This window comes from Streptomyces sp. NPDC048389 (genome assembly GCF_040706335.1).
GTDB lineage: Bacteria > Actinomycetota > Actinomycetes > Streptomycetales > Streptomycetaceae > Streptomyces.
The window spans coordinates 1-24850 of the sequence record NZ_JBEZKP010000037.1; the positions used below are offsets into that span (position 1 = coordinate 1).

The window sequence follows — 24850 nt, forward strand, 5'->3', positions numbered from 1 at the left end:
CTCCAGCGCCCAGGCCCAGCGGGCCCGGGACGCGGCCGCCGATGCCCGGCGGCACGCGGCCGAGGCCACCCGCGCCGCCAACAAGGCCGTCGCCCTGGCGGGCAAGGCCGCCCGGGCCGCTCGCGAGGCCCGGGACGCCGCCAACTCCGCGGCGGTCCACGCCCGCAACGCGGGCGCTGCCGCCGAGAAGGCGGCCGACCACGCCGGTGACGCCGCCCTGGCGGCTACCGAGTCCACCAAGCACGCGGCCGAGGCCAAGAAGGCCGCCGACGCCGCGACCGCGGCCGTAGTCCAGGCAAAGAGCACCTACGACCTGGCTCGCGAGGTCGAGGCCGAGGAACTCGCCGACCGCCGTTACACCGAGGTCGAGCAGGCCAAGGCCCTGAAGGCCGAGTACGACGCGCACACAGCGCGCGAGCGGACGGCCGCCGCGGAGGCCCGTGCGGCGGACGAGGAGGCGCTGCGCCTGGAAGCCGAGGTGAACGAGCCGGACGCGGACCTGCAGGAAATCGCCGCCAAGGCCCGCAAGATCGCGCTGCATGTCGCCAAGACCCGCGGTCCGTGGAGCGTCACCACGGCCGAGGCCGCCCTGGCGGGTTCGGACGCGCTGGTCGTCGAATACATCCGGACCGGCCTGAAGGAGGCCGCCCGGCGCGACGAGTACGCACGCACGGTCAACCTGGCGTGGGACTCCGAGTACGAGAACGTCCGTACGGCCGCCAAGGCAGCGCTGACCGGCGACGCGGCGCGGATCAGCTCCTTCATCGCGACCGGCCAGCACGAGGCTGCCGCCAACGACTACCGCGTCCGCGTCACCCAGTTGATGAACAACGGCGGACGGGCGGTGACGACGGCGGGTCGCGAGGCACTGGAATCCGGCTCGACCGAGGCGATGCGCCAGTTCGTCCATTCCGGGTACTACACGGCCCGTACGAGTGACGAGCGCGTCCGCGCCGTCCAACTGCGCAGCTTCGGAGGGCCGGAGCTCAAGGCCGCGGCCGACGTGGCGCTGGCCGGACCGCCTCAGGTGCTGCACAGGTTCATCGAGGTGGAGCAGTACAGCGCGGCGCGGCAGGACAAACTCACCGCGACGCACGTGTCCCGGATGCAGGGGCTGATCGCCGGGGCAGCCCGGGTGGCCGCGACGGCGCAGCAGAACGCCGCACTCGCCGCCAAGGTGGCGGCCGAGGCGCGCAAGGCGGCCGCCGAGGCGGCCGAGTACGCCAAGCAGGCGCAGGCGTCCGCGGTTCAGGCGGGGGAGCATGCCGAGGAGGCCGACGCCCACGCCGACGCCGCGGAGACGTCCGCCGCCGAAGCCGCCGCCTCGGCCCGGACGGCCCGCGCCGCCGAAGCCGACGCCAAGAACGCCGTGCGCAGGGCCGACCTGTCGGCGAACCAGGCCCAGGCGTCCGCCGCGGCGGCGCAGGCTTCCGCGAGTGACGCCTGGGCGGCGGCCGACGCCGCGTACGCCTCTTCGGTCGCCGCCGGCAAGGACGCCGACGCGGCGAGCCGGGCGTCGACCGCCGCCGGCCTGGTGGCGTTCCAGAAGCTGCAGGAGGAGATCCGGCAGCACTTCGCGGATCTCGCCGCCGAGGCCGAGGAGCGCAGCCTGCGGGCGGAGGACGAGGAGTTCGCGGAGTACATGGCCAAGCTGGAGGAGATCGACTGGGGGAAGGTGCTCTCAGAGGGCGGCCACTTCACCCTCGATGTCCTCGGCCTGATCCCGGGCTTCGGCGAGGCCGCAGACGGCATCAACTGCGCCTGGTACTTCGGCGAGGGCGAAGTGGTCGACGCGGGACTGTCGTGCGCCGGCATGGTGCCGTTCGCCGGATGGGGCGCCGCGGGCGCCAAGTTCGGCAAGTGGGGCACCAAGGCGGACGACTTCTTCCGCAAGTTGTTCGGCAAGAACCCGGCGTTCGCGCTGTGCGCACGGTCGCTGGCGCGGTCGATGTCGCTTGCGGCGGCGAGCTCGGTCAGCTGCCCGGTGGGCTTCCAGAACCTGGGCAACGACATCTTCCAGTCACCGGGCGGCCTGGTCTACATGAGGGAAAACGCCAACAGGCACCGCATCGACCACATCATGGACCACACGAGGCCCAACCCGGACAAGCCGCTGCACGGCGTCTTCAACGAGAAGGACCAGGGCGAGCTCCTGTCACTGATCGACGACGCCTGGAGCAGGCGCGGCAGCGACCCGATCGTCAACCGGGGCAACAAGGTCTTCCCCGTCGAGTACGAGAACCCCATCGGCGAGGGCGGCGAAAGGTTCATGTGCATCGTCACCCGGTACAAGAGCAAGAAGTACCGGGTCATCACCGCGTACCCGTCCGCGTCGAGGGACTGCCCGACGGCGTGACGGGACGAGGACGACCCCGAGGGCCGGCGGACCGGGCTTCCCGGCCGCCGGCCCTCACCCACAGCCACAGCCACAGCCACAGCCACAGCCACAGCCACAGCCACGAACGACGGACTCCGCAGAAGGACACCGCCATGCTCTCCCCCGACCGCGCCCGGGAGCTCCTGCACGAGCTGGACGACCCCGGACACCTGGAGCTCCCCGAGCACCACGACCTACCCGCCGCCCGGCAGCGCTTCGCACGGCTCGCCGACGCCCTGGAACGGCGGTTCGGGCCGTCCGTGACGGCCGGCACGGTGCAGGACGCGAGCTTCCACGGCTACGTCTCGGTCCCGGCTCCGGCCGCAGGAACGGAGAGGCCCCTGTGGGTGCTGCTGAGCAACTTCGGCCCCTTCGTCACCGTCGGAACGGGCCGGGACTGGGGCCTGCCCGGCTGTGAAGAGGGCCTGAGCGACACCTTCGTGACCTGGCTCGACGAGCTCTGTACGGAGCTGGGATGCGTCTACGTACCCGTCGATCTGCTCCTGGAGCCGTACGACGGACCGAGCCCCATCGGGGAGGAGGACTTCCCCGAGGAGGTGCTGGCGACACTGGCGGCCCAGGACGGCGATGAGCCCGAGGAAGAGGCCGAGGATCCGCCGCCGGCCTGGTGGGACCGGTACTTCCAGTACATGTGAGCCTGCCCGCCCACCGCCCGCCCCGCCCCACCGCACCGCACTCGGTGCCCAAGCCAACCGGCTCGACCGGCACCGCAAGACGGGACGTCGCCGACCCCTACGGCACTGTCGCGTGCCTTGTCCGGCACCACGACCGACGGCCGCGAAGTCGACGGGGCGGGGTCGACGGGAGCAGGGTCGACGGGGCGGGGTCGACGGGGGCGGGATCGACGGCCGTGAAGTCGACGGCCCGTACGCGTGGCTGAGCAACGGCGCCGACGCCGGCGCGCCGAGCGGCCGCTGGAGCGGCCCGATCCGGTGATCGATCGGCTCACCCGCGCGGCTGAGCCGATCGGCGCTGAAACGCCCCGGCGTAGGCACGGCGTAGCGTGAACCCTGCCACCCGATACGCCCACCGTGCACCCGAATAGGGGGCATTCACTCCCACTTGTCCGGCCTCATGAAGGTTGCGAGGTGTGTGCCGGTAGGCGAACATCGAGAGCAGAGTGTGCGCACGTCCGGGCGCACGCCGGGCGCGTGACGAGGCGTCACCCGGATGGACCACCTGGATGCGATCACATCTCATATGTGAGATAGCCTCCTGGGCATGGCAGACGACTACCTCGTACGTATCGGCAAGCTCATCCGTGACGCCCGTCAGCATCGCGGCTGGACACAGACACAGCTCGCCGAAGCGCTGGGCACGAGCCAGAGCGCGGTCAACCGCATCGAGCGCGGCAATCAGAACATCAGTCTTGAGATGATCGCTCGGATCGGTGAGGCGCTCGACAGCGAAATCGTCTCTCTCGGCTACTCCGGCCCCATGCATCTGCGGGTCGTCGGCGGCCGCCGGCTCTCCGGCTCCATCGACGTCAAGACGAGCAAGAACGCGTGCGTGGCGCTGCTCTGCGGCTCGCTCCTCAACAAGGGGCGTACGGTACTGCGCCGCGTCGCCCGTATCGAAGAGGTCTACCGACTGCTGGAGGTCCTCGGCTCCATCGGCGTCCGTACCCGCTGGATCAACGACGGCCGCGACCTCGAGATCGTGCCGCCGGCCGGGCTGGACATGGATTCGATGGACGTCGAGGCCGCCCGCCGGACCCGTTCCATCATCATGTTCCTCGGCCCGCTGCTGCACCGGATGGACAACTTCCGGCTGCCGTACGCCGGAGGATGCGACCTCGGGACGCGCACCATCGAACCGCACATGATCGCGCTGCGCCGCTTCGGCCTGGACATCACGGCGACGGAGGGCATCTACCACGCCGTGGTGGACCGTTCGGTGTCCCCCGGGCGCCCGATCGTGCTGACCGAGCGCGGTGACACCGTGACGGAGAACGCGCTGCTGGCCGCCGCCCGGTACGACGGCGTCACCGTCATCCGCAACGCGTCCTCCAACTACATGGTCCAGGACCTGTGCTTCTTCCTGGAGGCGCTCGGCGTCAAGGTGGAAGGCGTCGGGACGACGACGCTGACCGTGCACGGCGTCCCTGACATCGACGTCGACGTCGACTACTCCCCCTCGGAGGACCCGGTCGAGGCGATGAGCCTGCTGGCCGCCGCCGTCGTCACCGAGTCGGAACTGACGATCCGCCGGGTGCCGATCGAGTTCCTCGAGATCGAGCTCTCGGTGCTCGAGGAGATGGGCCTGGACCACGACCGCACCTCCGAGTACGCGGCGGACAACGGTCGGACCCGGCTGGTGGACCTGACGGTGCGCCCCTCCAAGCTGGAGGCGCCCATCGACAAGGTCCACCCGATGCCGTTCCCCGGCCTGAACATCGACAACGTGCCGTTCTTCGCGGCGATCGCCGCCGTCGCCCAGGGCCAGACCCTGATCCACGACTGGGTCTACGACAACCGCGCGATCTACCTGACCGACCTCAATCGCCTCGGCGGCCGTCTCCAGCTCCTCGACCCGCACCGCGTCCTCGTCGAGGGCCCGACCCGCTGGCGCGCCGCCGAGATGATGTGCCCGCCGGCCCTGCGCCCGGCGGTGGTCGTCCTGCTGGCGATGATGGCGGCGGAAGGCACGTCGGTGCTGCGCAACGTGTACGTGATCAACCGCGGCTACGAGGAACTCGCGGAGCGGCTGAACTCGGTGGGGGCGCAGATCGAGATCTTCCGGGACATCTGAGGGTCTTCGGAAAATGCGCCATCATACCCCTTCTGCCCTGCGTGAACGCGAGGCAGGAAGGGGCACGGCGGCGCTTCTGGGACTTTTGGCCGGAGCCGAAGGCGTCGTCTTGTGGGCCCGGAGTGAGTTCGGGAGAAGGGCCAGGTCAGGACCTTTTCCCGGCTCACTGCCCCGCGTGCGGGCGCCCAGAGCGTCAGAGGAGCGTCATGACCGACAGCCCATGCCTCTGCTCGGGGCAGAACACTCTGCCACAGCCATGCTCACCCGGCACGGCCCACGCTGCTTGCGCCAGCCACCGGCTCGCCCATCATGGCCCGCACCACATCCCGACCGTCAAACAGCTCGCGTCCCACACCGGGGCGGCCGCGTGACGGACATGCCGAGCTGCACGCGCGGCTCCTGGCAGATGTGATCGCCCTCGGCTCCGGGTTCCACGTCCGGCTCACCCACGCCACCGACACCGTGCGCGTCGCGGTCACCGACACCCGGACGGAACGCGTCCCCGTCCTCTCCGACGCGGACCTGCCCGGCGACGCGGAGTCCGGCATGCCCACGGGGTCTGGCCGAGGCGGTTGACGACGGCTGTGTCGGCGCCGCGCTCCAGCAGGAGCCGTACCAGGCCCGGCCGCTGGGAGCGTACGGTCGCGTGCAGCGGGGCGTCGCCGCGGGCGTCGACCGCGTCGATCGGGGCGCCGTGGTCGAGCAGGAACGTGTACAGCGGCACGGCCACGGTGCTGTGGTGGGCCGGAGAACTCTTGGTGGTGTTGCCACTCGGGCCGTCCAGTCGGGCACCGTGCTCCACGAGCAGCGCGAGCACCTGCAACGAGCGTTCCACCCACGCCGCCGGATCGGAGTCGTTCAAGGCCACGGCCCACACGGCAGGGGTGACGCCGTTGTTGTCGACGGCGTGCACATCCGCGTCGCACTCCAGCAGCGCCCGTATCACCTCAAGGGACGGCAGCGGGTCGTCCGCGCTGTACGGGGCCTTCACCGCCCGGTGCAGCGCGGTGGCCCCACTCTCGTCGCGCGCCGAGACGTCCGCGCCATCGGCGATCAGGCGGCGAACCAGTTCGGCACGCGCGGCGGGGTCACCGCCGCGCACAGGGTCGGCAGCGCTGAAAAGGGATTCGCTCATGACTTCGCTCACCGTGAGAACTCTGGGGCGGCCCGCTGACAACGGACCCTGGCAGGCTGGACGCCGAACCAGAAACGCAACGTAGAACAGACAATCCGGGCCGCAGGCCGTCAGCAGGCGGGTGCCGGCGGTTTCCGTGGCCGCTTCCGTAGTTCTACTGACCACCCGCGCCGGTCGACACGCACAGTCCAGGGGCGGCGGCATACTCAGCAGGGTCGCCTCGTCCAGGCAGCACGGCCCCGCTCGAGCCCCTCGGTCAGATGGGCCGGATTGACCCGCGCCCGCGTGGAATACACCCTTCCGCGCTGCTCCTCGATCCACACCACGTCACCGGCCATGCGTGTTTCCCCCCGTCGATACAGAGTTCATGCGCACGGGACGCGCAGCCCCGTGCGCCGGGTGTATGCCGGGCACAGGAACCAGTTCAGGGTTGTGACGTCGCCCCACGGCGCGTGTCGACGTCCCAGTTCGCCCATGCTTCCCCGGGCCTTGGGTGTGGCGGGCCCGCGACGTTCTGTGCGGCACGCGCTGCGCTGGGCGCGGTACGCGTCGCGGGCCTCGCCGCACACCGCACCCCGCACACCGCACACCGCACCCCGCACACCGCACGACAACCGGTCACGGAGGCGTCTCGCGCCCCGTACCGCCGTGGCGGGCCATCAACGTGGCCAGCGCCGCACGGGAGGGCACACCCGTCTTGCGGTACACGCGGGCGACGTGGCTCTCGACCGTGCGCGGGCTGAGGCAGAGCCGGGAGGCCACAGCCTGGTTGGTGAGGCCCTCGGCGACCAGTTCGGCGATCTCCCGCTCGCGCGAGGTCAGCAGGGACAGTTTGCCGGCCGGCCGGTCCGGTGCTGCTGTCGCGTCCCCGTGCCCGTGCACCGCCTGGCCCGTCCGATCGGCCAGGGCGACCAGCAGCAGCGCCCCGCCCTCCTCGGCCAGGCGGCGCCCGCGACGCCACATCTCGGCGGCACGGGCCCCGTCACCGGCGGCCTTCGCCGAGGGTGCGCCGAGCAGCAGGCTCTGCGCCTCCCTCAGGGTGGCGCCGGCTCGCGCGCTCTCCCGGGCGGCTTCGGCGAAGGCCCGTGCCGCCTCGGCCGGGTTTCCGCGATGGGCCTCGACCTGGCCGAGGGCACGGAGCGCGGCGGCCCGCCGGGTCGCCAGGTCGAGCCGTTCGGCCTCCTTGAGGGCACGCTCGGCCCAGTGTTCGGCTTCCTCCACCTCGCCCACGGCCAATGAGGAAGCGACGAGCAGTTCCAGGTATTCGGGGAGCAGGGAGGGCTGCAGCAGGGACAGATCCTTGCCGCCGCCGGCGGCCAGCAGCACGTCCCGGGCGCGGTGCGGGTCACCGGCGCCCATCGCGGCGAAGGCGAGCAGGGACCGTGACAACGTGGACCACCAGCTCCGCCCGGTGCCGTCCACCGCCGCCGTGGCCTCCTCGGCGGCGGTCAGCACGGTCGGATCGCCCGGCGGGCGGGCCTGTTGGAGGAAGAGGGCTCTGACCGCGAGGGTGAAGCCGAGCAGTTCGCCGCTGCCCAGGGCCCGGGCGATGGTCGCGGCTTCGTCGGCGAGTTCCAGGGCCGTGGTGACCCTGCATGTCAGGAAGTGGGCGTACCCCTTGCTCAGCAGGAGCTGGGACAGTATGTAGAGGCGGCCGGTGCGACGGGCTATGCCGGCGCCGCGGTCGCTGTGCCGTTCGGCGTCGGCGAAGGCGTCGAGCATCGCCTCCGTCCAGCCCAGTCGGACCAGGGGTTCGCACAGCCCGGCGAGGTCGGTGTCGGTGAGTGCGTCCGCCAGGTGGGCCGCGGTCCGGGCGAGCCTCGTGGCCTCGGCGGACTCCCCCTCGTGCGCCTCGCCCATGGCGGCCAGCGTGAGGGCGCCCATCTGACCGAGGCCGTCACCCAGAGCACGGGCGCTCTCCAGAGCGCGGGCGAGATCTTCGCGCACCTCCGGAAAGCGGGCGACGAACTGCGCGCGACAGCTCCATTCGATGACGAGCGCCGTCCGCTGGGCCGGCGACGGCCCCGGGCATCGGTCCAGTTCGCGGCGCAACAACGCGTCGGCTTCGGCGTAGCGCCCGAGCTGGCGTTCCATGACGGCGCACTGCACGACTGCGGATATCCGCAGGGCGTCGTCGTCCGCGTTCCTGCACGGAATGTCGATCACCTGGTGGAAGAGGTCCCGGCTTTCCCGCAGGGCTCCGGTGGCACCGAGGGCGCCGGCCCGCGCCAGCATCAACTCGCGGCGCTTGTTCACGTGTTCGGGAGTGCCGGGCAGTATCCGGAGGACCGCCTGGAGCCAGTGGGCGGAGGTGGCCGGCGCGGTCACGGCGGTCTGTTCGGCGGCCTCGGTCAGTACGACGGCGGCATCCGGGTCCCATCCGGTGAGTGAGCGCTCCACGTGGTGCGCCTGCTCGGCGAGGGGAGCGCCGGCCCGTGCGAGTGCGTCCGCCGCGCGGCGGTGGAACTCCTGCCGCCGCCAGGGGTCGGTGTTCTCGTGGACGAGGGCCCGGATCAGCGGGTGCCGCAGGGCCAGGCGGTGTCCGTCCCGGTCCGGTCGGACGAGATCTCGGCGCGTCACCTCGCGCAGGGCCTCGACGACGTCGGGCAGGGGCGATTCGGTGAGGGCGGCGATCAGGCCGGCCGTGGCGTGGTCGCCGAGGACCGCGGCGGCCTCCACGGTGCCGCGCTCCAGCGGGTTCAGCGGTGCCAGCTCGTCCAGCAGCAGCGCCCCCAGCCCGGCGGGAAAGCCGTCGGGGAACGCGTGGGTGGCCGATCGGCGCGGCACCTCGGGGAGCGAGGTCCCGGGCCGCCGCGAGCCTCGCTGCGATTGCAGGAGGGCGAGGAAGTACAGGGGATTGCCCTCGCTCGCCGCGTACAGCTCGGCCGCCCGCCGCCGTGGCAGGTCGTGGGCCAGTTCCTCGACGCAGTCCTGCTCGTCCAGCGGACCGAGGACGATGCGTTGCACCGCACCGGTGTCGGCTCCACGAGCAAGCGCCGCGGTGAGCGCGGCCGGGGCCTGGCGGGCCCGGCGCGCGACGACGAGCAGGAGGGGCGCCGGTACGGGATGTCTCACGAGATGGTCGACGAGCTCCAAGGAGGCGGGGTCGGCCCAGTGCAGGTCGTCGAGCACTACGACGAGCCGTTCGCCTCTGAGTCGGCGCAGCACGTCAGCAGTCGTCCGGTAGAGACCGAAACGGTCCCGGGTCCACTGCTCACCGGCGGGCTCGCTCCGCCCCCGCAGCACCGGCGGAAGCTCCCGCAGCGACGGGAACGCCCTGAGCGCCCGCGGGCCAAGGTCGGCGAAGGCGTCGGCGAACGGCTGGAAGGGGCCGTGCCGCTCGTACTCGGTGGCCCGGCCTCGCAGCACGATCACGCCCCGGCGGCGGGCGAGCGCGGTGAACTCCGCCAGCAGACGGCTCTTGCCGATGCCTGCCTCGCCGGCGATGTCAACGACGGCCGGACCGTCGGCGCCGATGCGCTTCAGGACCGCTTCGAGCCGGCCGAGCTCCATGGATCTGCTGACGAACGGCACCTTCGCCAGGCGCCCGTCCGGCTCCCCACACGACTCGGCCACCACGATCTCCCTAGGCACGGACCCGCCACGGTGCGGCGCGGCACCGCTGGCCTCGGCGAGGCCGGGCACCGGTTCGATGTCCAGGAGCCGTTCTACAGCACGGCTGTGACAGTGCCGTCCCCGTCACGACTCCGGCCTCCGCCCACCCGGGCACATGGTGTCCGACAGGGGCGCAGCGCCTGACACTACTGACCGGCTCTCTGGCGGGCCGCTGCTGGCTCGACGGCGGCCCGCCGACGGGCGCGAACGCTCAGGCGGCGTGGGCCTTCTCGCCCCTGGCCCCGTGCCGGGTGACGGAGGGTACTGCCCTCCTCGCCGACGCCGCGGCGGTCGGCGAGGGGCTGATCGTCTTCTGCGAGTGATCGGCTGCTATGAGGGCCGGTCGACGGGCGCACCCTCGGTGTCGATCCGCGTCCACGGTCCGCCGTAGGACCCGTCCTCGGCGGGCAGTCTCACCTCGGCCACTCCGTCGCGGAACGGCCGGACCTCGACGTACCGCCTGCCCATCGGGATGCGCCACTGCCCCTCCGCGTCGATCAGGCCGTAGGAGTAGGGATCGTCGGACTGGTCCTCGACCCAGCTCAGTTCCAGGTCCGCCGGGCTGTACGCGGGGCGGGGGAGGACGGCTTCGAGTGAGTAGCCGAGCAGCCGATGCGGGTCGGCCGCCTCGCCGGGGTCCGCGTCCGCTCCGAAGCCGGGCTCGGCGATGCGGTACTCGGCATCGATCAGTGTACCCGACAGCCATTCCGTGAAGCTGCCCACGTACTCGATCGCGGCCGAGTCCTCGACCACCCACACCCCGTCCTCCGCCAGCGCGTAGCCATTGATGTCCGACAGGTCGTAGCCGGCGAAGAAGGCATGACGGCACGGGGTGGGCGCGCCCTCGACCGCCTCCGGGAAACCGTGCTCCTCGTCGTGGATCTCGACCGACAGCACGGACATCGCCGCAGGCGGCAGGAAGGTCGTCCCCTGGCGGTCGTAGTACGAGAAACCGAGGACCGGATAGCCGACCTCCTTGACGAAAGCCCGGTAGTCGGCGGGCAGCAGGTGGTCCAGCCGGGCTCCGCGTGGATGGGTCGCCGACCGTGGCCAGCGCAGGTCGGCGGGTGCGTGGTCCAGCGCCCAGCCGAACCCCTTCGCCTGGAGCGTATGCTCGAACTCCCGCCAGCGGGAGACGATGTCGGTCATTTCACAGCTCCGATTCCAAGAGGTGGTTACGGTGCCCGGTAGGGCAGTTGACCGGGTGGAGGGCATCGCGGACCGGTCCGACCGGTACGAAGCGGCATTGCAGGTCCTCGCCTCGCTGAGGGACCACGAGGGCGGCCCCCACGCGTTCTGGGCTCTGCTGGAGCGCGGTGCCGGGGCGCTCGGCGGAGCCGGAGATCCACTGCACTGACCCCGACCGGGGACCAGGAGCTGTCCGAGCCGCTGCTGCACCACGGCGACCTCGTGGTCACCGGCCATCTTGGCACCGCGACCGCGGTGGTGGTCACGGGGGCGCTCACCGTCGGCGGCTGCCTGTACGACCACGGGCCGGACGGGCTGATCGTCGTCGGCGGCCGTCTGGAAGCGGGAGCGGTCTTCAGCGCCGGCGACCTGCTGGTCCGGGGCGACATCCGAGCGGACGTCGTCTCGTGCGCCGGCCTCGACTCCCGTACGACCGCCTCCGGCACCGTACGAGCGCGGCTGGTCCTCGAAGAGGATCTCCAGGGCGGCACGGTGGAGGCGGGCATCCGGCTCGACTACGACAGCTACCTCCTGGGGCGGTGCGACGACCGGGGGAAGCTGCGGGAGCGGCTGCGCGCACTGCTGGTGGACGAGGTCTTCACCGAGGACGTCGGCTGCGGGGACGGCGAGGCACGCCTGGACCGGTACGAGCTCTTCGACCGGCTGCTTGCGCGGGAACGGGTGTTCCGCGACGACACCCGCCGAGCGGGATACGGGTTCCCGCGGTCGTGAACGACCCCACCCGGGCCCCGGGCGACCGGCACGTCGGCGACGAGGGGTCCCACGAGGCGCCCAGCGCTCCAACCGGTCCGCAGCCGATGTGGGGGCACACGCATCGAGGCGTGCAGCCGTAGCGCGTTCCGCCACGGCGTGGAGGGTTTCCCGCAACGCCTCGTGACGGATGGACGGGCCGCTGCCGACGGGCTCGGTGCCGCTCTCGGTTCTGCTGCCCGCACAGGTCCGGGCACCGCGCCGGCCCACCGAGTTCACCCACCACGGGTCCGGCTCCACCTGAACCAGCCGCGCGGCGCGGAGACGGAAGCACGAGGTGGCGCGATCCCGGTACCGGAGCCGGGTCTCCCGGCCCGGCTCGGGTCGGCGGCGCGAGGTCGCCCGCACGAAACCCGGGCCCCAGGGGCCGATGTGGTTGCGGACATGCGCGACGCATCCTGTCGCCGTCGGCCTTCGGGGCGGCGGCATCGGCGATTCGACGGTCGGCATGTGCGGCACTCCGCGGTGGGGTGGGGCAGGGAACCCCGCGCCGGCTCGGAGTGTCGACCTGCCCGCGCGCTGGTCGAGCAGGGCGCGCACGGCGAAGGGGCCCTTCCAGCCACCGGCCGACAGGTGATCGTTCACCAGATCGCCGCCGTACGGTGTGGTCAGCCGCTTCTCGGACGCCGCAGCCATCCGCGGGACGACCGGCCGCCCGTGGAAGGGGCTGATCCGGTCGTGACCGGGCATGATCGCTCCTCGTCGTGGTGGGGCTGTCAAGCCTCGCACCGGCCACCTGTCGCGGGGATCCGTGGAAGTACGCCATTTGCTACGGAACTTGCCCCCCGCGCAGGCGGCTGTCGAGGACCTGGCAAGCGGACACTCGGCACCGGTGCCTCCATCGGCCGCAGCGCCGCGAAGAAGGACGTCGTCGGCGCGACGGAAGTGGAGCGCTCGCCCGCCGGCACCTGCGGAAGAGCGCCGGACCAAGGGCTCAGGAAACGGGCGAGTGGATCACCAGCGCACTGCCCTGCCCGCCGCCACCGCACATGGAGGCGACCGCGGTGCCGCCGCCCCGGCGCCGCAGCGCATGGGCGAGATGGAGCACCAGCCGGGCTCCGGAGGCGCCCAGCGGGTGTCCGAGCGCGATCGCCCCGCCGTCGGCGTTGACGATGTCCTCGGGGATTTCGAGCTTGGCCGTGGAGACCACGCCGACCGAGGCGAACGCCTCGTTGATCTCCACCAGGTCGAGGTCACCGACGCCGATGCCCTCCTTGGCCAGGGCCGCGCCGATGGCGTTGGCCGGCTGCTCGTGCAGGCTCGGGTCGGGGCCGGCGACCGTGCCGTGCGCGCCGACTTCCGCGATCCACTCCAGGCCGAGCTCTTCGGCCTTGTCCCTGCTGCACACCACGACCGCCGCCGCACCGTCGGACAGGGGCGACGAGGTGCCGGCGGTGATGGTGCCGGAGGGACCGAAGGAGGGGCGCAGCTTGCCGAGGACCTCCACCGTGGTGTCGGCACGCAGCGACTCGTCCTGCTCGAAGAGCACCGGATCGCCCTTCCGACGCGGCACGGAGACCGGAACGATCTCCTCGGCCAGGGCGCCCGTGCTCACCGCCGCGGCGGCCTTGCGGTGGGAGGCGGCGGCGAAGGCGTCCTGCTCCTCGCGGGTGACGCCGTAGCGGGTGTTGTACCGGTCGGTCGCGCTGCCCATGACGACATCGTCGAAGGAGCAGTACAGCCCGTCCAGTTCCATGCTGTCGGCCAGCGGCGTCTCGCCGAACTTGAAGCCGGCGCGTGCCTTGGGCAGGACGTGCGGGGCCTGCGTCATCGACTCCTGCCCGCCGGCCACGACCAGGTCGAACTCACCGGCGCGGATGAGCTGGTCGGCGAGGGCCACGGCCTCCAGCCCGGAGAGGCAGACCTTGTTGACGGTCAGGGCCGGAACTCCCATGGGGATGCCCGCTGCCACCGCCGCCTGCCGGGCCGGGTTCTGGCCGGCGCCCGCGGTGATCACCTGGCCCATGATCGTGTACTGGACCTGCTCCGGCCGCACTCCGGACCGCTCCAGGGCCGCGCGGATCGCCACGGCGCCCAGCTCGGCCGCCGAGAAGTCCTTCAGAGAACCGAGCAGCTTTCCCATGGGGGTCCGCGCTCCTCCCAGAATCACCGAACGTGCCATGTGTTCCTCCGAGTTGAGGGTTGTGGAGGCTGATTCATCGACTCCTCCGAAGGTACCCGTCAGTTACTTCACAGCCACGATGTGTGACCAACGGCACGTCGGAAAAGCACTGAACCGGAGCGGGGGAACAGGCCGGCAGCGGGCGCGGGGGCGCTCCCGGTCACAGCTCTTCCATGACGAAGTCGGCCTTGGCCGCGCCGCAGTCGGGGCATTCCCAGTCATCCGGGATGTCCTCCCACCGGGTGCCCGGCGGGAACCCGTACGCCGCCGTCCGCCACTCCCGGTCACCACCGCCGCGACGCCGGCCGGCATCCCGTCCCGGGCGGGGGCCGACGAGGGGTCACGGAGTCCGAAAAGGCAACTCACTGGCCTAAAGTGGGAGTCCTTCGGCGTCGTCCGGCGCGAGCAGTACAGCGATCGTCCACCGAGGTACGAGTACCACCTGACCTCGGCAGGCAAGGAGTTGAGGGACGTCCTGGTCACACTCATGCGGTGGGGCGACCGGCATCTGAACGCCGGCGATCCGCCCGTCCGCTGGCGGCACACGTGCGGCGAGATCCTCCAGCCGGTGGTGGTCTGCCACCACTGCGGCGAGACCGTCCGCAACAACGTCCACTCCCCCACCGGCCGCGGGGCGCCGGCCGCCGACGACGCGGCAGAGCAGCGGGAGTAGCACTGCCCGGCGCGGCGCACCCCGCGCGTACTGCCGCGCCCGCGGCACCCGTGGGAAGTGCTCGGCCGATGCCCGCCCCCTCTGGCGCTCGGATCCGCACCGCACCCGCCGGCCACCATCGCGGCGCTCGGCCGCAGCGCGCCGGAGCACCGCGCACCTCGCTCGCCGACCGCCCGGACGGCCGCAGCGGTACCGGGTGGGCGGGCCGTACCGGGTTGAGCGGGTACCGGGTGGGCACCCGTACCCGGTTGAGCGGGTACCGGGTGGGCACCCGTACCCGGTTGAGCCGGTACCGGGTGGAGACGGCCGGTGCCCCGCAGTGCCTGCCCGGCAACCGGCACCCGGCCCCCGGACGGCCCGAAACCCGCCCGTGCGGTACCCGCTTCGCGGTCAGCCGGCACGTACCGCCGTGACCGTGAAGCGCTCGACCTCGGCGACGTGGCCACCGGTGGATGCGACGATCGTCAGCACCGGGTCGGTGGCGCCGGAGAACGAGACGGACGACTGCCAGGGCTGGTCCTTGCCGCCCGCCGAGACACAGCAGTTCTCGCCCAACGGCCGCGCCGCCGAAGGCTGCCGCACCTCCACGCGGACGCTCTCGTCCACCCCGGTGATCCGCCCGCCCACGGTGGCCGGGGAGCGTACGACCGACCCATAGGCGGGCTCGGTCAGGGAGAACGTGGTGTCGTCGGTGCCCACCACCTCCCACGGGGCGTCGGGTCCGGTGCCGTAGCGCACGAGGTGGATGACCGCCGCGGTGCCGGTGGACTCGGTCCCGCTCAGCCCGACGCCGATACGCGCCTCCCTGCCGTCGACGGCCCGTGAGGTGACCCGGTCGATGTCCTGGAAGCCCAGGTACTGCTCGGTGAACGACAGGGCGGTCTGTTCCGCGTCGAGGTGCCACGGCTGGTGGCCGCCGGAGCGGTACCGGCTCTCCCAGCTCTCGGCCTGGGCGAGCGTGATGAAGGGCCACAGCGGCCGGAGGCCGGGGAAGCCCGGCAGCGACTCGCCGCGGTCGGACGCGGACGGGGTCGGCGACACGCCGGTGGTCGGGGCGGTGGGTGCGTCGGACGTGGGAACGCCCGACGACGGAGAGGAGGCCCCCGGTCCGCCGGAGGGCGACGCCGACGCGTCCGTGGAGCCGCCGGAGCCGGTGCAGCCGGTCAGCACGAGGGCGGTCGTGGCGGTCACGGCGACGAGCCGGGATACAAGCCAGATGTTCATCGATCCCCCAGAGAGCAGGTGACGGCCATCGCACTGGCCGTACAGGCCATCGTGCCACCCCGCCCCCGGACGCCGCCGCACGCCCCTGGAGCGCCGAGGGCCCAGAAGGCGGGCCACGCCCCGGCACGGGGCCGCCGGCACCACGAGCACCGGAAGAAAACTGCCCATTGACCTGACGGCACAAAGGGGCGTTCCATGTACATAAAGGACACATAAGGGTGCAAGTAGGAGGCGGCCCACCATGACCACTCACGCAGACATCGAGCAACACCCGGACCTGGCCGAGATGCGTTCCCGCTTCGAGCGGGCCACCGCTACGCCGCGCGCGCAGGCCGTCGAGACACTGGCCCTTGTCACGGGCCTCTACCTGGCGGCCTCGCCCTGGATCGCCGGCTTCAGCGGGCTGACCAACCTGGCCGTGTGCAACCTGATCACCGGAATCGCCTTCGCCCTGTTCATGGGCGGCTTCAGCTCGGCGTACGAGCGCACCCACGCCATGGCATGGACCGCATGCGCCATCGGCGCATGGACGATCGTGTCTCCATGGGTCGTCGCCGGAGCGATGGACACGACCCGCAGCATCGTCAGCAACATCATCGTCGGTGCGGTCGCGCTGCTCTGCGGCCTGGCCATGGCCGCCACCGCCGGCGCACGGGGCGGCCGAGGCCGCCGTCGTGGCCCCGGACCGAGTTCCGCCGGCTGACGGTCACCACGCTCAACGTTCACGGTCCTCGCAACTCCCACAGATCGCGGGTGTTGCGAGGACCGTTAGAACCCAAGAGGAGGCCGGGGCCTTCGCCCTGCCCGCACCGCGGCCAGAACGGCGAAGATCGCGGCCATGACGAAGGGGGCCGAGGGGCGGTCGGGCCGGGGAGCGGGGCGGCTCAGGGCAGGACCGCCACCCCGTCCACCTCGACCAGGCACTGCTCGTCCCACAGGCGTACGACCCCGACGACCGCCATGGCCGGGTAGTCACGCCCCGCCGACCGGCGCCAGATCCGGCCGAGTTCGGCGACGTGGGTGCGGTAGTCGGCGACGTCTGTGGCGTAGACGGTGACGCGGGCGAGGTCGTGGGGGGTGCCGCCGGCCGCGGCGAGGGCGGTGAGCAGGTTGCTCAGCGCGGTCTCGAACTGCTCGGGAAGCGTCTCGCCGACGACCTTGCCGTCGGTGTCGAGGGCGGTCTGGCCGGCGAGGAAGACCAGCCGGGAGCCGGTGGCGGTGACGGCGTGGGAAAAGCCGGTGGGTGGGGACAGTTCGGCCGGGTTGTGGCGCGACAGCGTCATACGGACTTCTCCTCGGGGCGGTGTTCCTCGGGGCGGTGTTCCTCGGGGCGGTGCTCCTCGGGCCGGTGCTCCTCGGGCCGGTGCTCCTCGGGCCGGTGCTCCTCGGGACGGTGCTCCTCGGGACGGTGCTCCTCGGCGTAGAGTTCCTTGGCGATGATCGTGCGCTGGACCTCGGTGGCGCCCTCGTAAATGCGGGGCGCGCGCACCTCGCGGTAGAGGTGTTCGAGGAGGTGCCCGCGCTGGAGGGCCCGGGCCCCGTGCAGCTGTACGGCGGAGTCGACGACGTACTGGGCGGTCTCCGTGGCCAGCAGTTTGGCCATCGCGGAGCGCTTCGGCACGTCGGCGGCCCCGGCGTCGTACGCGGCGGCCGCCGCGTACACGAGCAGCCGGGCGGCTTCCGTACGGGTGGCCATCTCGGCGACGCGATGGGCGACGGACTGCAGATCTCCGAGCGGGCCGCCGAAGGCCCGGCGGCCCGCCGTGTGGGTGACGGTCGCGTCCAGGGCGGCCTGCGCCATGCCGACGGCGAAGGCGCCGACGCTGGGCCGGAAGCGGTTGAGGGTGTTCATGGCGACGCGGAACCCGCGGTCGGGCTCACCGAGCAGGTCGTCGGCGGTGACCGGCACGCCGTCGAAGGTGAGCGCGCCGATCGGATGCGGCGAGAGCATCTCCAGCGCACTCCCGTCCAGGCCGGGGCGGTCGGCGGGCACGAGGAAGGCGGTGACCCCGCGGGCCCCGGCACCTTCGGTCGTCCGGGCGAAGACGGTGTAGAAGTCGGCCTCGGGGGCATTGGAGATCCACCGCTTCTCGCCGCTCAGCCGCCAGCCCCTGCCGTCCGGTACCGCTTTCAGGGCGAGGGCGGCGGCATCGGAGCCCGCGTCGGGCTCACTGAGGGCGAAGGCGGCGACGGCGCGGCCCGCGACGACGTCCGGGAGCCAGCGTGCGCGCTGCTCCTCGGTACCCGCCTGGACCAGTGGTGACGTGCCGAGTCCCTGGAGCGCGAGCGCGGTCTCCGCCTCGGTGCAGCCGTGGGCCAGGGACTCACGGAGCAGACACAGTTCGAGCGCGCCGGCGGTGAACAGCCGTTCCAGCAGCCCCAGCTCTCCGAGGGCCTCGACCAAGGGGCGGTTGACGCGGCCGGCTTCACCCTTCTCCGCGAGAGGGCGCAGCCGCTGCGCTGCCAGCATGCGCAGTTCGGCACACCGGGCGGCCTGTGCCGGATCGAGCGAGAATACGGGCATTCGTGCCCCCACTGAAGTCGGTCCGGCGGCGGCCGGGTGGCCTCGCCGGGTGGCCCCGAAAGCACGGTATCGCGAGCTGTTGACTGTCGTCACCATCACGATACGCTCATCTGGCGACGCCGACCCGACAGGGGGCGCACCATGGAGCTGACACCCTCGGCCCACATCGACACCTTCGCGCGCGACCATCTGCCGCCCGCGGAACAGTGGCCGGAACTGGTCTTCGACCTGCCTTCGCTGCACTACCCGCCGCGGCTCAACTGCGGCACGGAGCTGCTGGACCGCACGATCGAGCGCTTCGGCGCGGAGCGCCCCGTCTTCCGCTCCGGCGGCGGCGAGGTCTGGTCGTACGGGGAGCTGCGCGGGCAGGTCGACCGGATCGCGCACGTGCTCACCACGGAGCTCGGGATCGTCCCGGGCAACCGGGTGCTGTTGCGCGGGCCCACGACGCCGTATCTCGCGGCCTGCTGGCTGGCGGTGATGAAGACGGGTGCCGTGGCGGTCACCGTACTGGCGCAGCACCGGGCCAAGGAGCTGGCCACGGTGTGCGAGATCGCCGCCGTCTCGCACGCGCTCTGCGATGTGCGGGCGGTCGACGATCTGGCCAAGGCGGAAGTGCCGGGGCTGCGGATCACCGCCTACGGCGGGGACACGCCCGGCGATCTGGTCCGGCTGGCCCACGCCCGGACGGCGGAGCCGTACGAGGCGGTGGCGACCGCGGCCGACGACGTCGCGCTGATCGCGTTCACCTCGGGCACGACCGGCCGCCCCAAAGGGTGCATGCACTTCCACCGGGACGTGCTGGCGATCGCCGACACGTTCTCCGAACATGTGCTGCGGCCCGAGCCGGACGACGTGTTCGCGGGCAGCCCGCCGCTCGGCTTCACCTTCGGGCTCGGCGGTCTGGTCGTCTTCCCCCTGCGCGCCGGCGCCTGCGCCCTGCTGCTCGAGCAGGCGGGCCCCGGGCAGCTGCTGCCGGCGATCGCGGAGCACCGGGTGTCGGTGCTGTTCACCGCGCCGACCGCGTACCGGGTGATGCTGGACCAGTTCGACGGGCACGACACCGGTTCCCTGCGGCGCTGTGTCTCGGCAGGTGAGAACCTGCCCGCCGCGACGTGGCAGGCGTGGCAGGAGCGGACCGGGCTGCGGATCATCAACGGCATCGGCGCGACCGAACTGCTGCACATCTTCATCTCCGCGGCGGACGAGGCGATCAGACCCGGCACCACCGGCGTCGCGGTACCGGGATGGCAGGCTCGCGTGGTGGACGGCGAGGGACTGCCGGTGCCGGACGGGGAGCCCGGGCTGCTCGCCGTACGCGGTCCGGTGGGCTGCCGTTATCTGGCCGACGACCGGCAGACCCAGTACGTGCAGGGCGGCTGGAACCTCACCGGTGACACATACGTACGCGAGAGCGACGGCCGGTTCCGCTACGTCGCCCGCGCCGACGACATGATCATCTCTGCCGGTTACAACATCGCCGGACCAGAGGTCGAGGACGCGCTGCTGCACCACCCCGACGTCGCCGAGGCCGCGGTCGTCGGCAGGCCCGACACGCTGCGGGGACAGATCGCGGTGGCGTACGTCGTGCCGCGCGAGGGCGCCGCCGGCGGTGAGGCGGCCGCCGAGGAACTGCGAGACTTCGTCAAGCAGCGGCTGACGCCGTTCAAGTGCCCGCGGCGGATCGTCTTCCTGGACGCCCTGCCGCGCACGCCGACCGGCAAGCTGCAGCGGTTCCGGCTGCGAGCCCTAGAGTGATCACGTGGCCGAGCAGCACACTCCCAGATCCCTGATCGTCACCCTGTACGGCGCGTACGGACGCGAACGGCCGGGCCCCCTCGCCGTGGCCGAGCTGATCCGGCTGCTGGGCGCCCTCGGTGTCGACGCGCCGTCCGTGCGCTCCTCCGTCTCCCGGCTCAAACGGCGGGGGCTTCTCGTACCGGAGCGCACGTCCGGGGGCGCGGCCGGTTACGCCCTGTCCGAGGACGCCCGCCAGCTGCTCGACGACGGCGACCGGCGCATCTACGCCCCGTCGTCCGCCGACCTCTCCGACGGCTGGGTCATCGCCGTCTTCTCCGTGCCGGAGGCCGAGCGGCACAAGCGGCATCTGCTGCGCTCGCGACTGGTCAGACTCGGCTTCGGGGCGGCCGCCCCGGGGGTGTGGATCGCACCCGCCAGGCTCTGCGAGGAGACCCGGCACACGCTGCGGCGGCTGCAACTGGACGCGTACGTGGATTTGTTCCGCGGGGAGCATCTCGGCTTCGCGGCGACGGCGGAGTCGGTCTCGCGCTGGTGGGACCTGGCGGCCATCGCCAAACAGCACGAGGAGTTCCTCGACCTGCACGCACCGGTGCTGCGCTCGTGGGAGGGCCGACAGGACACCCCCGCGGAGGACGCGTACCGGGACTATCTGCCGGCCCTGGACTCGTGGCGGCGCCTGCCGTACGCCGATCCGGGCCTGCCCGGCGAGCTGCTGCCGCAGGGCTGGCCGGGCGGACGCTCGGCCGAGGTCTTCGGACGGCTGCACGCACGGCTGCGGGACGCGGGGGCGGCGTTCGTGACCGGGGCGGGCGAGCGCTGACGGAGCCGGCGCCGCGGTGGTCGCGCAGGGTGGCGGCCCGGCTGGTCGCCGCCGGGCGAGCCGCACCGGAAGGGCCGCACACCGGTCCCTGCCGCACTCCGGACCCGGGGCGCCGCACCCCGGGTCCGCGCCGCCCCCCGGTCCGTGCCGCCGTCCGCCCGGTGCCGCGCTCCCGTCCGTGCCACTGTCCGTCCGTCCGTGCCACTGTCCGTCCGTGCCGCACCCCGGTCGGTGCTGCTGTCACGAGTGCCTCAGTCGAGGGTGAGCCTCGGCTTGGGGGCGTCGGTACGGCCGGTGGGCGGCTTGCGGCTGCCGGCCCGGTACGGCAGCGGCCAGGGCGCGGCGTCGCCGGTGTAGCCCTGGTCGGCCGCCGCGTGGAGCGTCCAGTGGGGGTCGTAGAGGTGGGGGCGGGCCAGGGCGCAGAGGTCGGCGCGGCCGGCCAGCAGGATCGAGTTGACGTCGTCCCAGGACGAGATGGCACCGACCGCGATGACCGGCACATGTGCCTCATTGCGGATCCGGTCGGCGTACGGGGTCTGGTACGAGCGGCCGTACTCGGGGCGCTCGTCGGCGACGACCTGGCCGGTGGAGACGTCGATGGCGTCGGCGCCCTGTGCGGCGAAGGCGCGGGCGACTGCCACGGCATGCTCGGCCGTGGTGCCACCGTCGGCCCAGTCGGTGGCCGAGATGCGGACCGTCATCGGCCTGTCGTCCGGCCAGACGTCGCGCATCGCGCCGAAGACCTCGAGGGGGAAGCGGAGCCGTCGCTCCAGGGAACCGCCGTAGGCGTCGGAGCGTTGGTTGGTCAGCGGGGAGAGGAAGCCCGACAGCAGGTAGCCGTGGGCGCTGTGGAGTTCCAGGAGGTCGAATCCACAGTGGACCGCACGGCGGGTGGCCGCGGTGAACTGCCGGCGGATCTCGGCGAGTCCGGCGCGGTCGAGCGCGTGCGGGATCTGGTTGACGCCGGGGCGGTAGGGAAGCGGGGAGGCGGCGGACACGGGCCAGTTGCCGGTGTCCAGTGGCTGGTCGATGCCTTCCCACATGAGCCGGGTGGAGCCTTTGCGGCCGGAGTGACCGAGCTGGACGCCGATCGCGGTGCCGGGTGAGCCGTCGTGGACGAAGTCGGTGACGCGGCGCCAGGCGGCGGCCTGTTCCGTGCTGTAGAGGCCGGTGCAGCCGGGGGTGATCCGGCCCTCGGGGCTGACGCACACCATCTCGGTCATGACCAGACCCGCCCCGCCGAGGGCGCGGGCGCCGAGGTGCACGAGGTGGAAGTCGCCGGGCATGCCGTCGTGGGCGGAGTACATGTCCATGGGCGAGACGACGACGCGGTTGCGCAGCGTCAGACCGCGCAGCCGGAAGGGGGTGAACATCGGCGGTGTGTCCGGCGGGCAGCCGAACTCCCGCTCGACGGCGTCGGTGAAGGCCGGATCGCGCAGCCGCAGGTTGTCATGGGTGACACGGCGGCTGCGGGTGAGGAGGTTGAAGGCGAACTGACGGGGCGGCTGGTCCGTGTGGACGGCGAGCTCCTCGAACCAGCGCAGGCTGGCGGCGGCCGCGCGCTGGGTCGACTCGACGACCGGGCGGCGCTCGGTCTCGTAGGCGGCGAGGGCGGTGGGCAGGTCGGGCTGCTCCTCGACGCAGGCGGCGAGCGCGAGGGCGTCCTCGACGGCCAGCTTGGTGCCGGAGCCGATGGAGAAGTGCGCGGTGTGCGCTGCGTCGCCGAGGAGCACGGTGCCGCCGTGCGACCAGCGGTCGTTGACGACGGTGCGGAAAGCGGTCCAGGCGGAGGAGTTGCCCCGCAGGGGGCGGCCTCCGAGGGCCTCGGCGAAGACCTTGGCGCAGCGCTCGGTCGACTGCTGTTCGTCGCAGGCGTCGAGACCGGCGGCACGCCACACCTCCTCGCGCATCTCGACGATGACGGTGGAGGCACCCAATGGGTTCTGCGGCCCGAAGGGCCCCGTTGAGGGGTGGTGGTCGGGTGACGGGCGGGAGAAGGGATAACCGTGGAGCTGCATCACGCCGTGCTCCGTCTCGGCGATCTCGAAACGGAAGGAGTCGAAGGCGAAGTCGGCGGCGAGCCAGATGTACCGGCAGCGGTGCGTGGTGACGCGGGGCCGGAAGACGTCGGCGTGTGCCTCGCGGGTGGCGCTGTGGACGCCGTCCGCGGCGATGACGAGGTCGTGGGCGGCGGCCAGTTCGGCGGCGGGCGGGGCGGGGGTACGGAAGCGGAGACGGACGCCGAGGGACTCGCAGCGCTCGTGAAGGATCTCCAGGAGCCGGCGCCGGCCGAGGGCGGCGAAGCCGTGTCCGCCGGAGGTGAGGGTGTGTCCGCGGTGGGTGATGTCGATGTCGTCCCACCGTACGAACTCTTCCTGCAGCGCCCGGTACACCACGGGGTCGGCATGCTCGATCCCGCCGAGGGTCTCGTCGGAGAGGACGACGCCGAAGCCGAAGGTGTCGTCGGGTGCGTTCCGCTCCCAGACGGTGACCTCGCGGGCAGGGTCGAGCCGCTTGAGCAGTGCGGCGGCGTACAGCCCACCGGGGCCGCCGCCGATGACGGCGACGCGCAGCGGGCGGGCGGAAACGGCGGTGGGCGCGGGCGGGGCCACTGCCGGGTCCGCGGTCGGGGCGGGAGCCGGAGGGGTCGCCGGGCGAGCCTCGGCCGTGGCGGGAGGGGGTACCGCCCGGGCCGGAGAGCGTACCGCCCCAGCCCCGCCCGGGGCCGGAGAGGGTACCGCCCGAGCCCCGCCCGTGCCCGGGGTCGGAGGGGTGGCCGGCCAGTCCTCGGCCCGGGCCGGGACTGGATTGGCATGCGGGCCGGCTTCCGGGCGCATGTCAGCGGCCCTGCCACTTCGGGGGGCGCTTCTCGGTGAAGGCCGCGTGGAACTCCGCGTAGTCCTCGCCGTTCATCAGCAGCGCCTGGGTCGCCGCGTCCAGCTCCACCGACGCGGCGAGCGGCATGTCGAGCTCGGCCGTCAGCAGCGCCTTGGTCTGGGCGTGGGCCAGCGCCGGACCGTCCGCGAGGCGGCGGGCCAGCTCGGCGGCCCGGACATCCGCCCGGCCTTCGTCGGTCAGCTCGCTGATCAGGCCGATCCGCTCCGCCTCCGGCGCGCGGACCGCGTCGCCCAGCATGAGCAGACGCGTCGCATGGCCGAGTCCCACGACCCGGGGCAGCAGATAGGCCGCGCCCATGTCGCCGCCGGAGAGCCCCACCCTGGTGAACAGGAAGGCGAAGCGGGCGGACGGGTCCGCGATCCGGAAGTCGGCCGCCAGCGCCAGCACCGCGCCGGCACCCGCGGCGACGCCGTGCACCGCCGCGATCACCGGGAAGGGGCACTCCCGGATCGCGCGTACGACCTGGCCGGTCATCCGGTTGAAGTCGAGGAGCTGGGCGGTGTCCATGGACAGGGTCGCGCCGATGATCTCGTCGACGTCTCCCCCGGAGCAGAACCCGCGGCCTTCGCCGGCCAGCACCAGAGCCCGCACCGAGCGCTCCCTGGACAGCTCGGCGAGCAGGTCGCGCAGGTCGGCGTAGGCGCCGAAGGTGAGGGCGTTGAGCTTGTCCGGGCGGGCGAGGGTGACGGTCGCGACGCCGTCGTCCCTCGTCAACCGCAGATGGCACCAGTCCTCGGTGCGCGGGGCGGAACCGGTAAAGGGGCTCATCGAGGGGGCCTCCTTCGGAGCGGGCGGTCTGCTGCTGCCTCCATGTCGAAGCTATCACCCGTTTATGACTTCCGTCACGACTGCGCTATACGACTGTCCCGACTCCGCGAAAGTCCCGTCCCGGTTCTGGCACAGGTCCAGGCCCGCGCGGGCGTCCGCCCCCGGTTCCGCGTCCCGCGCTTCGTAGGGTTGAGAACTGGAA

General features: G+C 72.4%; 18 protein-coding genes and 1 pseudogene. 9 read left to right on the forward strand and 10 right to left on the reverse strand.

Going from position 1 to position 24850, the window contains the following annotated elements:
• From AB0903_RS23250 to AB0903_RS23260, 3 genes are all read left to right on the forward strand, one after another.
• Positions 1–2356 (forward strand): ALF repeat-containing protein (locus AB0903_RS23250; RefSeq protein WP_366705696.1); only part of this gene is annotated, 2356 nt, incomplete at its 5' end.
• Between the two features lie 134 nt (positions 2357–2490).
• Complete coding sequence (locus tag AB0903_RS23255; protein ID WP_366705698.1) at positions 2491–3033, forward strand: hypothetical protein; 543 nt, start codon at positions 2491–2493, stop codon at positions 3031–3033.
• 586 nt (positions 3034–3619) lie between these two features.
• The gene (locus AB0903_RS23260; protein ID WP_366705700.1) at positions 3620–5149 is read left to right on the forward strand and encodes a UDP-N-acetylglucosamine 1-carboxyvinyltransferase; all 1530 of its coding nucleotides are present in this window, start codon (positions 3620–3622) and stop codon (positions 5147–5149) included.
• A 475-nt stretch (positions 5150–5624) separates the two neighbouring features.
• Here AB0903_RS23260 and AB0903_RS23265 read toward each other — a convergent pair whose 3' ends face one another.
• From AB0903_RS23265 to AB0903_RS23275, 3 genes are all read right to left on the reverse strand, one after another.
• Positions 5625–6284: an ankyrin repeat domain-containing protein gene (locus tag AB0903_RS23265; protein ID WP_366705702.1), complete on the reverse strand. Its 660-nt coding sequence runs from the start codon at positions 6282–6284 to the stop codon at positions 5625–5627.
• A gap of 618 nt (positions 6285–6902) precedes the next feature.
• Positions 6903–9860 (reverse strand): AAA family ATPase, encoded by a 2958-nt coding sequence (locus tag AB0903_RS23270; protein ID WP_366705704.1) that lies wholly within the window; start codon positions 9858–9860, stop codon positions 6903–6905.
• Positions 9861–10229: 369 nt separating this feature from the next.
• A complete protein-coding gene (locus tag AB0903_RS23275) occupies positions 10230–11048 on the reverse strand; it encodes a hypothetical protein (RefSeq protein ID WP_366705706.1) in 819 nt (272 codons plus the stop codon).
• Between the two features lie 31 nt (positions 11049–11079).
• On the opposite strand from AB0903_RS23275, the gene AB0903_RS23280 reads away from it, so the two are divergent.
• Together AB0903_RS23280 and AB0903_RS23285 are read left to right on the forward strand one after the other, a co-directional pair.
• The gene (locus AB0903_RS23280) at positions 11080–11256 is read left to right on the forward strand and encodes a hypothetical protein (protein ID WP_366705708.1); all 177 of its coding nucleotides are present in this window, start codon (positions 11080–11082) and stop codon (positions 11254–11256) included.
• A 53-nt stretch (positions 11257–11309) separates the two neighbouring features.
• The gene (locus AB0903_RS23285) at positions 11310–11819 is read left to right on the forward strand and encodes a hypothetical protein (RefSeq protein WP_366705710.1); all 510 of its coding nucleotides are present in this window, start codon (positions 11310–11312) and stop codon (positions 11817–11819) included.
• Between the two features lie 973 nt (positions 11820–12792).
• On the opposite strand, the gene AB0903_RS23290 is transcribed toward AB0903_RS23285, so the two are convergent.
• Together AB0903_RS23290 and AB0903_RS23295 are read right to left on the reverse strand one after the other, a co-directional pair.
• Complete coding sequence (locus AB0903_RS23290; protein ID WP_366705712.1) at positions 12793–13980, reverse strand: acetyl-CoA C-acetyltransferase; 1188 nt, start codon at positions 13978–13980, stop codon at positions 12793–12795.
• A 160-nt stretch (positions 13981–14140) separates the two neighbouring features.
• A pseudogene (locus AB0903_RS23295) lies at positions 14141–14230 on the reverse strand (rubredoxin); the annotation flags it as partial.
• A gap of 60 nt (positions 14231–14290) precedes the next feature.
• Here AB0903_RS23295 and AB0903_RS23300 point away from each other — a divergent pair.
• Positions 14291–14653, forward strand: coding sequence for a winged helix-turn-helix transcriptional regulator (locus AB0903_RS23300; RefSeq protein WP_366705784.1), 363 nt, complete (start codon positions 14291–14293; stop codon positions 14651–14653).
• A 390-nt stretch (positions 14654–15043) separates the two neighbouring features.
• Here the strand turns inward: AB0903_RS23300 and AB0903_RS23305 are convergent, their stop codons facing one another.
• Positions 15044–15877, reverse strand: a complete 834-nt coding sequence (locus AB0903_RS23305; protein WP_366705714.1) for a hypothetical protein — start codon at positions 15875–15877, stop codon at positions 15044–15046.
• A 241-nt stretch (positions 15878–16118) separates the two neighbouring features.
• Here AB0903_RS23305 and AB0903_RS23310 point away from each other — a divergent pair, with 241 nt between their 5' ends.
• Positions 16119–16580 carry an SPW repeat protein gene (locus AB0903_RS23310; protein WP_366705716.1) on the forward strand — a complete coding sequence of 154 codons (462 nt, stop codon included), beginning with the start codon at positions 16119–16121 and terminating at the stop codon, positions 16578–16580.
• A gap of 181 nt (positions 16581–16761) precedes the next feature.
• Here the strand turns inward: AB0903_RS23310 and AB0903_RS23315 are convergent, their stop codons facing one another.
• A complete protein-coding gene (locus AB0903_RS23315) occupies positions 16762–17160 on the reverse strand; it encodes a RidA family protein (protein WP_366705718.1) in 399 nt (132 codons plus the stop codon).
• The gene (locus tag AB0903_RS23320; protein WP_366705720.1) at positions 17157–18401 is read right to left on the reverse strand and encodes an acyl-CoA dehydrogenase family protein; all 1245 of its coding nucleotides are present in this window, start codon (positions 18399–18401) and stop codon (positions 17157–17159) included. The genes AB0903_RS23315 and AB0903_RS23320 overlap by 4 nt, the downstream gene beginning before the upstream one ends.
• A 141-nt stretch (positions 18402–18542) precedes the next feature.
• On the opposite strand from AB0903_RS23320, the gene AB0903_RS23325 reads away from it, so the two are divergent.
• Together AB0903_RS23325 and AB0903_RS23330 are read left to right on the forward strand one after the other, a co-directional pair.
• Entirely contained in the window at positions 18543–20159 is a 1617-nt protein-coding gene (locus AB0903_RS23325) for an AMP-binding protein (protein WP_366705722.1), read from the forward strand.
• Between the two features lie 4 nt (positions 20160–20163).
• Positions 20164–20982, forward strand: coding sequence for a PaaX family transcriptional regulator C-terminal domain-containing protein (locus AB0903_RS23330; RefSeq protein WP_366705724.1), 819 nt, complete (start codon positions 20164–20166; stop codon positions 20980–20982).
• A gap of 251 nt (positions 20983–21233) precedes the next feature.
• Here the strand turns inward: AB0903_RS23330 and AB0903_RS23335 are convergent, their stop codons facing one another.
• Positions 21234–23594: a bifunctional salicylyl-CoA 5-hydroxylase/oxidoreductase gene (locus AB0903_RS23335; protein WP_366705726.1), complete on the reverse strand. Its 2361-nt coding sequence runs from the start codon at positions 23592–23594 to the stop codon at positions 21234–21236.
• A 226-nt stretch (positions 23595–23820) separates the two neighbouring features.
• Positions 23821–24648: an enoyl-CoA hydratase family protein gene (locus AB0903_RS23340; RefSeq protein WP_366705728.1), complete on the reverse strand. Its 828-nt coding sequence runs from the start codon at positions 24646–24648 to the stop codon at positions 23821–23823.
• Positions 24649–24850 lie beyond the last annotated feature (202 nt).

Bases quoted from the DNA above. Each gene is read 5' to 3' on its own strand.
- AB0903_RS23255 (WP_366705698.1), top strand. From the start codon at position 2,491: ATGCTCTCCCCCGACCGCGCCCGGGAGCTCCTGCACGAGCTGGACGAC.
- AB0903_RS23260 (WP_366705700.1), top strand. From the start codon at position 3,620: ATGGCAGACGACTACCTCGTACGTATCGGCAAGCTCATCCGTGACGCC.
- AB0903_RS23265 (WP_366705702.1), bottom strand. From the start codon at position 6,284: ATGAGCGAATCCCTTTTCAGCGCTGCCGACCCTGTGCGCGGCGGTGAC.
- AB0903_RS23275 (WP_366705706.1), bottom strand. From the start codon at position 11,048: ATGACCGACATCGTCTCCCGCTGGCGGGAGTTCGAGCATACGCTCCAG.
- AB0903_RS23290 (WP_366705712.1), bottom strand. From the start codon at position 13,980: ATGGCACGTTCGGTGATTCTGGGAGGAGCGCGGACCCCCATGGGAAAG.
- AB0903_RS23305 (WP_366705714.1), bottom strand. From the start codon at position 15,877: ATGAACATCTGGCTTGTATCCCGGCTCGTCGCCGTGACCGCCACGACC.
- AB0903_RS23310 (WP_366705716.1), top strand. From the start codon at position 16,119: ATGACCACTCACGCAGACATCGAGCAACACCCGGACCTGGCCGAGATG.
- AB0903_RS23315 (WP_366705718.1), bottom strand. From the start codon at position 17,160: ATGACGCTGTCGCGCCACAACCCGGCCGAACTGTCCCCACCCACCGGC.
- AB0903_RS23320 (WP_366705720.1), bottom strand. From the start codon at position 18,401: ATGCCCGTATTCTCGCTCGATCCGGCACAGGCCGCCCGGTGTGCCGAA.
- AB0903_RS23325 (WP_366705722.1), top strand. From the start codon at position 18,543: ATGGAGCTGACACCCTCGGCCCACATCGACACCTTCGCGCGCGACCAT.
- AB0903_RS23340 (WP_366705728.1), bottom strand. From the start codon at position 24,648: ATGAGCCCCTTTACCGGTTCCGCCCCGCGCACCGAGGACTGGTGCCAT.